Source organism: Micromonospora sp. NPDC004704 (assembly GCF_053601675.1).
In genome coordinates this window covers 37,302-44,057 of record NZ_JBSGCD010000049.1, presented here as the reverse complement: position 1 = coordinate 44,057, position 6,756 = coordinate 37,302, and the positions used below count along the sequence as shown (strand labels likewise).

The window sequence follows — 6,756 nt, the reverse complement described above, 5'->3', positions numbered from 1 at the left end:
ACGATCGTCAGGTAGGGCTAAGGCGCACTACAGCCACTCGGTGACAGTAACCCGATCGGCTTCCGGCTCCCGCCACCGGTCAGCCCGGCGCACCTCAATCCGCTTGATGACCGCGCGCAGGGCAAGGGATCGGTCGCCCTCATCCATGTCCGGCCACAGCGCCAGCATCGCCTCAGCGGCCGTAGCCGCCTGCTCCGGCGTCTGACGTACCTCGACGTCTCCCAGTTCACTGAGGCGCGCCCTGAGCGTGTCCGCTTCGGTAGCCAACTCCGCCCTGGCCGGTCGGTACTCAGCGTCGGGCACGTCGCCGAGGGCCCACGCCTTGGTCAACTTCGTACCGGCGTCTTGAAGCTGGGTGAGTCTGCGCCGAAGCGTCGCCGCGTCGGCGCGAGCGGTGTGCCGGCGGGCTAGTTGCTCCGATCGGGCGGCATCGTCGGTGCGGAGCAGACGGGTGTAGGCGGCAACCTGGCGAAGCACCTCGGCCTCGACTCGAGCAAGCACCGGGAAGCCAATGCCCCTGCATGGTTCGGCAACACCCCGGTTGGAGCCCGCGCCGCAGCACAGCCGCTGCACCTCCACGCCCTTCGCCGAACGGCCCGGTTGGCGCTGTAGCCGAGAGCCACAGATCGCGCAGTGGATGATGCCGACCAGCGCCCAGGTGACCTCCAATGCCCGCGGCGGGGTGGTGCGGTCCCGTGCCAACCGGAGTTGCACCAGGTCCCAGGTGCGTTGGTCTACGAGCGGGAGGTGGGTGTCCCGTTTGACGATCTCGCCGTTTGACACGGTGTGGCCGAGATACACGGCTCGGCGGAACCACACCTTCAGGTTGGCGGTGGTGATGCTCTTGCCCTGTCCGTCGGCGACGTCCCGCGCAATCCGGGAGATCTTCACTCCGGCTGCATAGTCGAGCCACGCCTTGGTCACCACCGGGCCCAGCAGGGGGTCGGGAACGAGTCGGCCGTCGACGTTCAAGTAGCCGATCCGGCGGCCGTGCTGTTTGCCCTGCCCGGCCCGTCGAGCGATGGTGGCTGCCCAGTTGCGGCCGATCTCGTCGGAGCGGTACTCGGCGATCGCGAGCATGTTGGTCAGCATCAGTCGGCCGGCCGGGGTGGAGGTGTCGACCTGCTCGCAGGCGGACAGGATCGTGACGCCCTGCTCGGCGAGCCACGCCAGGAAGACGAGGGACTCGCGGACGTTGCGACCGAACCGGCTGACGTCGTAGATGGCAACCGCGTCGATCTCGCGGCGCTCGGCCATCCGCCGGATTCGGTCGATGCCGGCACGTTCGAAATCCCGGCCGGTCTCACCAATGTCCTTGATCTCCCCTACCTCGCGGAGGCCGGCGGTGACTCGCCTCATCGCCGAGAGTTGCACGTCGGGACTGTGGAAATCCTCGCCGCCGCGGCCGAAGAGGGCGCTGACGCGGACGTAGAGAACGACGCGGGCCGGGTTGTCGGGGACGGCGGTGAGACGGCGGCGTGCGGTAGTCATCGGCGGTTGGGCATCCGGACGACAACGCCGCCAGTGTCGGCGCGGCGCAGCTCGGCGAGGTGTGCGGCGACTTGCGCCTCATCGTGCACATAGTGACCGATGATGGTGGCTAGATGATCAACCTGTTGGGTGACCTCGTGCACGATCCGCTCCTCTGACTCCACGATCTCCGTGCCCACGTCGGCGGTGACCCGGCTGCCGGCTATGGCGGCGAGCACCGCGACGAAGGTGCTGGCAATGCATGGCAGGACGGCCCAGAGGAGTAGGTGGGACCATGCTCCGGCGAATACGGCGGTGGCGATGATGGCGGCGATGAACAGTTCGATAATGGCGGTGGCTGCGCTGACCTTGACCAATGTGGACACGGCGAATCCCCCGATACGCATGGGCGACAGGACCCTGTGTCGATCGTGGAAGTTCCACGGGACGAGGTACCGACAGTAACGCTGATCACTGTTCTACACACGGAACGGGCAGCCAGAGACACTGGTACGAACGTACGAGTCACGGAGAGTTAGGCCAATCGGCGGCGACGCATGAAGCGGCGGTAAGGATCGATCAGCCTCGTGGTCATATCCACAATGTACTTTCGATCCTCCTCGGAAATTGGTGAGTCGGACGCCAACATCTGGTCCAACTCGACCGCCAGCGCGTGGAACTGAATTGGCGCTTTCGTGCCCGGGGGCGTGCCGAATCCGGCTTGGGCGGACACATCGGCGTATGTCAGCTCAAGCGCCTCGGCGAGTTGCTCGATGGTCGCGTTGTCTGGTTGCACGTCTTCGTAGATGAGTCGGTTGATGGTCGAGTTGCTCAGGGTTGCTCGTCTCGCCAACTCGCGCTGTGACCTGATCCCTGCGGCGTTCATCGCCCGCATCAGATACACCCCGAACTCAGTCGGTCGCTTCTCGTCACCCTGACCCGATGCACTGTTCGCCACGCGGAACGATGTTACGGCACGTAACGGTGGCCGCGTGGGCGCATCGCTGTGCCGTTGACGTGCGGAAACGCGGGAACGATTCACGTCTATGAGTTCCATATGCCGAACGATAGCAGCGATGTTCGGTCTACGGAACTTCACCCGAACGGGTGACCCCGCCGGTGTTGCCCTCGATCGCACGGTCGGCGTACTGTTCGGTCCATGGAACGCACAAGAGCAACAGTGGCCCGTGAACAGAACGGGTACATCCAGCTCAAGGGCGACGAACTCGACTCGATCCTCGAACCGATGGGCCACGAAAGCCTCCGTGAGAAGGCGGCCTTCCTCGGCGTCGGGCTCGCCACCATCCAGAGCGCCTACAAGGGCAACCCGGTCGGCTACGCGCTGATCTACGGCTGCCGCACCAACCTCCCGCAGGTCGCCTACGAGCGCCTCTTCGCTGAGGTGCAGCACTGATGGCCACCACCGAGATCACCCCGCTCGACCCGACCAGCCCCAAGGGCGTCGAGGTCGCCGAACGGCTCACCGAAGTCTTCGCGCAGATCCGGCTCCGGATCGCCGAGCGGAAGCGCCGCGAAGCTCAGCAGTCCGGAGCAGCGGCATGAGCGCCCGGAGCCTGGCCGCCTTCTTCCGGGGCGTCGCGTCGGCACCGTCGATGACCGCCTGCTGGATCTGGGGCGGGCAGGCCGACCGGCATGGCTACGGCCGGTTCGGTAAGGGCGGGAAGCTCGCGCACCGCCGGGCCTACGAGCTGGCGATCGGCCCGATCCCGGCCGGGCTGGTCATCGACCACCTGTGCGAGGTCCGGCTGTGCGTCAACCCCTCGCACCTGAAGGCAACCACGCAGCGGGAGAACATCCTCCGCTCGGTCCGGACCATGCCGAACATCAACGCAGCGAAGACCCGCTGCAAGCGGGGCCACCCGTACGACGAGGTCAACACGTACCGGAAGCCCGGCGGTGGGCGGGATTGCCGCGCCTGCACCCAGATCTACAAGGGTCGCCGCCGGCTGGCTACTGCCGCCTGACACGACTTCGGGTCCCCGCCTGCCAGCAGGGACCCGACGACACCACACCCACCCGACCAGCCTGATCTAGGAGGCACAGTGCCACCGACCAGCATCTCACCCACCCCGCCACCCGGCGAGCCCGGCCCGCACTACCGCGTCACCTTCGACGACACCGGCACGGCCACCGAGTCCCACGGGCCGCTGACCCTGCCGGCGCCGGCCGACCGCGCGGCCCTCCGGGACGCCATCGCGGCACATGTCATCCAGGGTCTGCCGGACGCCCTGGTCGACGAGTACGGCGACACGCTCATGGTCGTGATGGTGGGGGACCCGCCGGTCTCGGCCGACATCACCGCCGCCACTGCGTACCTCGGATCTGCCTCCATCACTCTGGTCGAGCCGGCCCCGGAGTACGTGGCCTTCACCGTCACCGGGTCGGTGCTGCGCACGAAGGCGGACCGGTACCGCCCGGTGGTTGACGCCGTGGCCGCCGCTCTCGGCATCGGGCCGGCGAAGGCGATGCGGGCGGGCAGCCTCTGGTACCACCAGGCGGACGGGCAACAGGGTGCGCTGCACCTGAGTACGTACACCGGGCTCCCCGCGCCGAAGGACACGGAGTTGGAGGTCGCGCGGTTGCGGGCCGAACTCGCCGCCCTCCGCGCCGAGCGCACCGGGTCGGACGCCTGATGGGCGCCGCCGTGTCCCGTCCGACCCGCACCCTCACCGGCCACAACCACGGCCGCACCGTCGACTGCCACACCCGGTGTCCCGGCTTCGGCCGCCCGGCCCCGGCCAGCGGAGGGTGCCCGGAGCCCGCCGCCGTATCTCGTCCCGCCGGCCCGTGCCGCCACTGCGGCGAGCAGGTCTACCGGGCCAGCGTCGGCGACCAGCTCCGTACCGCTGACGGCTCCGGGGTGTGCACCGGCGGGTTCTACCACCAGCTCCCCAAGGGTGGTGGTCAGCGGTGAGCCGGCCGACAACGACCACCCCGCCGACGCAGCCGACCACCACCCCGGCGCCACCACCCCGGCCGACATCCCCGTGGCAGGACCCGCCGGGCACCCCGCCCCGTGGCCCCCGCTACATCCCCACCCAGCGCACCAGCAGCACCGGTGACGCGTTCGCCCTCCCGGCGCCGATCCGGACCACCGCCACCACGGAGCACGCGGTCGGCGTCAGCTCCTGGACCCGCATCACCATCACCGAGTCGCCGGAGCCGGCCGCCGGTGACCGGTGCGCGTACTGCACCCGCCCGACCACCGCCACCGGACTGGTCGTCGAGGCCCGCCTGCCGTACTGCGACCGGGTGTGCCTCGACCTGGCCGTGCACACCTGCGCGGACTGCGGCGACGACACCCGCACCCCGATCACCTCCGGCCCGCTCCCCGGCTGCCACACCGCCGGCACCGGGTGGACCGCGTCGACCGCCCCCCTGGAGCCCGTCCACCTGCGCAGCCACTGGGAGACCGCAGCATGAGCCTCATCCAGCCGTGGCGGCGGTCGAACCGGGCCGACAAGCGTGCCCTGCCGCTCGCCGACCGGCACTACAACCGGCAGAAGCCCGGCTCCCCGCAGTTCGTCCCACCGGGCTCCTGCGTCGTCTTCCTCACCGACCAGGCCGACGCGGTGTGGGTCACCTCGAACCCGATCGCCCAGTACGTCAAGCACGCCTGGGCTGGGGCGTGGATGAACAGCCTGTTCCGCAACGAGGGCGACCACCTGTCGTCCGACCTGATCGTCGCCGCCGTCGCCGCCGTCGCGGCCACCCGGGCGCACTGGCCGGAGGTCCCGGCCCTGGGGATGGTCACGTTCGTTGACGCGGCCAAGACCCGCCGGAAGCGGGACCCGGGGCGCTGTTACCGGCGGGCCGGCTTCCGCCATGTCGGGTTCACGAAGGCGGGCCTGTGGGTGCTGCAAATGCTGCCCGCCGACATGCCTAACCCGGTCCCGGCGCCGCTGCCCACCAACCTCGCACCCGTCCGGAGGGCCGCATGACCCGCCACCTCGCCACCTACGACTGGGGCATGACCGCCGGGCTGAACTCCGAAGCCGGGGTGTACCTGGCCCTGCTCGCCATCCTTGCCGTCGCCCTCATCGGCGCCCTGTACGTCATCGGCCACCTCAACCGGCTCCTCGACGACCAGGCCACCGAGCACACCGCAGTCGCGGAGCAGTTGCAGTGCCAGGCCGCGGTCATCACCGAGCAGCGCGGGCAACTCACCCGCCAGCAGGTCGAGATCCGCCGCCTGACCGCGCAGGCAGCGCTCACCCCGGACGCGGACCCGCTCGACGACCTGTACGACGTGCCGGCCGTAGCCGACAACGCCCGGAACACCCGGAGGACCCGATGACCGTCTACGTCGACAACGCCCGCATCCCCGCCACCGTCGGCAAGATTCGGGCCCGCTGGTCCCACCTCACCGCAGATACCCCCGACGAGATGCACCAGTTCGCCGACCGGATCGGCCTGCGGCGGCAGTGGGCGCAGACCTGCAAGCGCCAGTGCCACAAGACCCTCCCGTGCGTCCACTGGCACTACGACGTCACCGACACCAAGCGGGCCGAGGCCATCGCAGCCGGCGCGCGGTCGATCGACATCCGCGAGATGGGCGCAATCACCGTCGGCCGGAAGACGGCACTGCTCAACGGTGGCCCGCGATGACGTACCTGATCGCCACCGTCCTCGCCGGGGCCGCACTCATCCCCGGCGCCCGGATCCTCGCCGACATCCGCCGCACCAGCGAGCAGACACCCGAGCACACCGGGGCCGACGAGTCCTACGCCGACGTCCTCCACAACCTCGCTGACGTACCCGCCCGCGACATCACCGCCACCGGCCGGCACCGCGCACCCGGTATCGACCTCGGCTACCTGGAGTCGTACCAAACCTGGTCCGACCAGCAACAGGCCGTTGACCCCGACCGGCTCGCCGCCGAGCTGTACGCCGACTGGCGGGCCGCGTGGCGCCGACAGCAAGCCGCCACCACCGACACCGCCCTCATGCCCGCCGTAACCGACGAGGTGACCCGGTGAGCTACCTGTCCCGCCTCATCGACCAACCCGAGTGGCAGCAGGACGCCCTGTGCGCGCAAACCGACCCGGAGGCGTTCTACCCCGACAAGGGCGGCAACCCGTCGCCGGCGAAGCAGGTCTGCGCCGGATGCCAGGTCCGGGGCGAATGCCTGGAGTACGCCCTCACCCGCGGGGAGCGGTTCGGCGTCTGGGGTGGCCTCTCCGAACGGGAACGCCGCGAACTCCAACGCCGCACGAAGACGCCCACGACGGCAGCCGCATGACCGCCGCCAACCCCACCCTGACT

14 protein-coding genes are annotated in these 6,756 nt (G+C 69.5%); 11 read left to right on the top strand and 3 right to left on the bottom strand.

Features of this window, described 5'->3' with window-relative positions:
* Positions 1–27: 27 nt before the first annotated feature.
* From ACWEFB_RS35520 to ACWEFB_RS35510, 3 genes are all read right to left on the bottom strand, one after another.
* Positions 28–1,491 (bottom strand): recombinase family protein, encoded by a 1,464-nt coding sequence (locus ACWEFB_RS35520; protein WP_452292596.1) that lies wholly within the window; start codon positions 1,489–1,491, stop codon positions 28–30.
* Positions 1,488–1,856, bottom strand: coding sequence for a hypothetical protein (locus ACWEFB_RS35515; protein ID WP_452292594.1), 369 nt, complete (start codon positions 1,854–1,856; stop codon positions 1,488–1,490). The genes ACWEFB_RS35520 and ACWEFB_RS35515 overlap by 4 nt, the downstream gene beginning before the upstream one ends.
* Before the next feature lie 149 nt (positions 1,857–2,005).
* Complete coding sequence (locus ACWEFB_RS35510; RefSeq protein WP_452292592.1) at positions 2,006–2,428, bottom strand: helix-turn-helix domain-containing protein; 423 nt, start codon at positions 2,426–2,428, stop codon at positions 2,006–2,008.
* A gap of 201 nt (positions 2,429–2,629) precedes the next feature.
* Between ACWEFB_RS35510 and ACWEFB_RS35505 the strand changes: the two genes are divergently transcribed.
* The 11 genes from ACWEFB_RS35505 to ACWEFB_RS35455 all read left to right on the top strand — a co-directional run bounded on the left by ACWEFB_RS35505 (position 2,630) and on the right by ACWEFB_RS35455 (position 6,733).
* Positions 2,630–2,884, top strand: a complete 255-nt coding sequence (locus ACWEFB_RS35505; protein ID WP_452292590.1) for a hypothetical protein — start codon at positions 2,630–2,632, stop codon at positions 2,882–2,884.
* Positions 2,884–3,033: a hypothetical protein gene (locus tag ACWEFB_RS35500; protein ID WP_452292588.1), complete on the top strand. Its 150-nt coding sequence runs from the start codon at positions 2,884–2,886 to the stop codon at positions 3,031–3,033. The genes ACWEFB_RS35505 and ACWEFB_RS35500 overlap by 1 nt, the downstream gene beginning before the upstream one ends.
* A complete protein-coding gene (locus tag ACWEFB_RS35495; RefSeq protein ID WP_452292586.1) occupies positions 3,030–3,455 on the top strand; it encodes an HNH endonuclease signature motif containing protein in 426 nt (141 codons plus the stop codon). Before ACWEFB_RS35500 ends, ACWEFB_RS35495 begins: the two co-directional genes overlap by 4 nt.
* A gap of 78 nt (positions 3,456–3,533) precedes the next feature.
* Entirely contained in the window at positions 3,534–4,124 is a 591-nt protein-coding gene (locus ACWEFB_RS35490) for a hypothetical protein (RefSeq protein WP_452292585.1), read from the top strand.
* Positions 4,124–4,405, top strand: a complete 282-nt coding sequence (locus tag ACWEFB_RS35485; RefSeq protein ID WP_452292583.1) for a hypothetical protein — start codon at positions 4,124–4,126, stop codon at positions 4,403–4,405. Before ACWEFB_RS35490 ends, ACWEFB_RS35485 begins: the two co-directional genes overlap by 1 nt.
* Positions 4,402–4,914: a hypothetical protein gene (locus tag ACWEFB_RS35480; RefSeq protein ID WP_452292581.1), complete on the top strand. Its 513-nt coding sequence runs from the start codon at positions 4,402–4,404 to the stop codon at positions 4,912–4,914. Before ACWEFB_RS35485 ends, ACWEFB_RS35480 begins: the two co-directional genes overlap by 4 nt.
* Positions 4,911–5,432, top strand: a complete 522-nt coding sequence (locus tag ACWEFB_RS35475) for a hypothetical protein (protein ID WP_452292579.1) — start codon at positions 4,911–4,913, stop codon at positions 5,430–5,432. Before ACWEFB_RS35480 ends, ACWEFB_RS35475 begins: the two co-directional genes overlap by 4 nt.
* The gene (locus ACWEFB_RS35470) at positions 5,429–5,788 is read left to right on the top strand and encodes a hypothetical protein (RefSeq protein ID WP_452292577.1); all 360 of its coding nucleotides are present in this window, start codon (positions 5,429–5,431) and stop codon (positions 5,786–5,788) included. The genes ACWEFB_RS35475 and ACWEFB_RS35470 overlap by 4 nt, the downstream gene beginning before the upstream one ends.
* On the top strand, positions 5,785–6,099 hold the full coding sequence (locus ACWEFB_RS35465) for a DUF4031 domain-containing protein (protein ID WP_452292575.1): 315 nt from the start codon (positions 5,785–5,787) through the stop codon (positions 6,097–6,099). Before ACWEFB_RS35470 ends, ACWEFB_RS35465 begins: the two co-directional genes overlap by 4 nt.
* On the top strand, positions 6,096–6,470 hold the full coding sequence (locus ACWEFB_RS35460; protein WP_452292573.1) for a hypothetical protein: 375 nt from the start codon (positions 6,096–6,098) through the stop codon (positions 6,468–6,470). The genes ACWEFB_RS35465 and ACWEFB_RS35460 overlap by 4 nt, the downstream gene beginning before the upstream one ends.
* Positions 6,467–6,733, top strand: coding sequence for a WhiB family transcriptional regulator (locus ACWEFB_RS35455; RefSeq protein ID WP_452292571.1), 267 nt, complete (start codon positions 6,467–6,469; stop codon positions 6,731–6,733). Before ACWEFB_RS35460 ends, ACWEFB_RS35455 begins: the two co-directional genes overlap by 4 nt.
* The last annotated feature ends 23 nt before the right edge of the window (positions 6,734–6,756 follow it).

What these genes read in the sequence shown, in the direction of transcription:
- ACWEFB_RS35495 (WP_452292586.1), top strand. Translation starts at nt 3,030, where the DNA reads ATGAGCGCCCGGAGCCTGGCCGCCTTCTTCCGGGGCGTCGCGTCGGCA.
- ACWEFB_RS35465 (WP_452292575.1), top strand. Translation starts at nt 5,785, where the DNA reads ATGACCGTCTACGTCGACAACGCCCGCATCCCCGCCACCGTCGGCAAG.
- ACWEFB_RS35485 (WP_452292583.1), top strand. Translation starts at nt 4,124, where the DNA reads ATGGGCGCCGCCGTGTCCCGTCCGACCCGCACCCTCACCGGCCACAAC.
- ACWEFB_RS35475 (WP_452292579.1), top strand. Translation starts at nt 4,911, where the DNA reads ATGAGCCTCATCCAGCCGTGGCGGCGGTCGAACCGGGCCGACAAGCGT.
- ACWEFB_RS35505 (WP_452292590.1), top strand. Translation starts at nt 2,630, where the DNA reads ATGGAACGCACAAGAGCAACAGTGGCCCGTGAACAGAACGGGTACATC.
- ACWEFB_RS35500 (WP_452292588.1), top strand. Translation starts at nt 2,884, where the DNA reads ATGGCCACCACCGAGATCACCCCGCTCGACCCGACCAGCCCCAAGGGC.
- ACWEFB_RS35520 (WP_452292596.1), bottom strand. Translation starts at nt 1,491, where the DNA reads ATGACTACCGCACGCCGCCGTCTCACCGCCGTCCCCGACAACCCGGCC.
- ACWEFB_RS35470 (WP_452292577.1), top strand. Translation starts at nt 5,429, where the DNA reads ATGACCCGCCACCTCGCCACCTACGACTGGGGCATGACCGCCGGGCTG.
- ACWEFB_RS35460 (WP_452292573.1), top strand. Translation starts at nt 6,096, where the DNA reads ATGACGTACCTGATCGCCACCGTCCTCGCCGGGGCCGCACTCATCCCC.